At 59.3% G+C, this 533-nt stretch carries 1 protein-coding gene; it reads right to left on the bottom strand.

Annotated elements, in window-relative coordinates:
* Nucleotides 1-83 precede the first annotated feature (83 nt).
* On the bottom strand, nucleotides 84-332 hold the full coding sequence (locus FNJ47_RS54990; protein WP_430649489.1) for a hypothetical protein: 249 nt from the start codon (nucleotides 330-332) through the stop codon (nucleotides 84-86).
* Between the last annotated feature and the right edge of the window lie 201 nt (nucleotides 333-533).

The raw sequence follows: 533 nt of genomic DNA, 5'->3' as shown, positions 1-533 counted from the left end.
CAATCCCAGTCCCTGACCGATTGCCCATAACCCTCCGTTAGACCTTACCACATTTCCGACGTCTCTCGGCTTCTGGCCTTGCGTTAAGCAGCGCCAGACGCTGGAGCCTGGTAAGCGCCACCGCGGATCATCAAGGCCCAGGCGATACGCGCCATCTTGTTCGCTAGAGCGACCGCGATTAGCTTTGGAGGCTTCTTCGAGAGCATTCTTGCCAGCCAGGATCCTGCTGGCGATCCATAGCGTCTTGCCCATCGCACAACGGCGGTCGCACCAAGCACAAGGAGGCGTCGCAGATCTCGCCGTGCCCATCCTGGAGATCTTGCCGAGCCTATCCTTGCCTCCGAAAAATTCTGCTTAGGCGTGAGACCAATCCAGGCCGCAAAATCGCGAAGGTCTCCGCCGACGACGATAACGCCTCTATCGCTGTAGCGCAGATTGCGCCGATTCCCGGAATGGTCATCAAGCGAGAGGCGACTTCGTCCTGTCTCGCGCGCACCCGTAGTCCCTTCTCCAGCTCTGCTATCTGCTCCGAC

This window comes from Bradyrhizobium uaiense (assembly GCF_010811875.1).
In the GTDB taxonomy this organism is placed as follows: domain Bacteria; phylum Pseudomonadota; class Alphaproteobacteria; order Rhizobiales; family Xanthobacteraceae; genus Bradyrhizobium; species Bradyrhizobium uaiense.
The sequence above is the reverse complement of the archived record's forward strand: the minus strand, read 5'-3'. Positions and strand labels throughout refer to the sequence as shown.